Source organism: Vibrio sp. 1249-1, assembly GCF_033340495.1.
This window is the reverse complement of the sequence record NZ_JAWOWJ010000397.1, coordinates 1-783: the sequence shown is the minus strand read 5'-3', so window position 1 is coordinate 783 and position 783 is coordinate 1. Positions and strand designations below refer to the sequence as shown.

The following is a 783-nucleotide window of genomic DNA, read 5'->3' as shown; positions in this document are numbered from 1 at the left end:
GAGATTCAGTTTTTCGCTCGCTGAATATGAGTCGCAGCGCGAAGAGTCTCCACGACATCTGTGGCTAATAATCCCACTTCTCCATGTTTTTCTGCATTGAGATCGGCTGCGTGGCTATGAATCATGACTCCTAATCGCGCTGCGATAGAGATCGGTAAACCTTTGGCAAGCAGTGCACCAATCACACCAGAAAGTACGTCACCCATTCCGCCCGTCGCCATGCCCGGATTACCTGCGAGGCACACATACATTCTGACACCATCAAAAACCAGCGTTCCTGCACCTTTTAACACCACTACGCCACCATAGCGTTCTTGCAGTTGGCGTGCTGCGGAATATCGATCACTTTCAATATGTTGAGTGGTCACATTTAACAAGCGAGCGGCTTCTCCCGGATGAGGAGTGATGACGCGTTGGTTGTCACACACCAATGTGCCATCACATCGTTGACTTAACATTGCCAGAATATTTAGACCATCCGCATCCACAACTTTCGGTTTTTGTTCTTGAGATAGGTATTGATAAGCTTGATACGCCCACTCATCGTCGCCAAAACCGGGGCCAAACACCAAAACATCTGCCCAGCGAATACGCTTAGTGAGCGCGTTTTCCGTGTCTCTGAGTAAGTCCGTGGTTATGCTTTGACTCATCACTTCTGGGCAACTGACCTGCAGAGAGATGAAACTATCTGGGTGCGTAATACTTGCTGTTAAACCTGCTCCACTTCGAACCGCCGCAGACGCGCACAAACGGATTGCGCCAGACATACCTTGATTCCCGCCG

1 protein-coding gene is annotated in these 783 nt (G+C 49.8%); it reads right to left on the bottom strand.

Features of this window, described 5'->3' with window-relative positions; all coding sequences use genetic code 11:
- Positions 1-5: 5 nt before the first annotated feature.
- The coding region (locus R7Z50_RS26610; protein WP_318149627.1) for an NAD(P)H-hydrate dehydratase at positions 6-783 on the bottom strand (778 nt) is incomplete at its 5' end.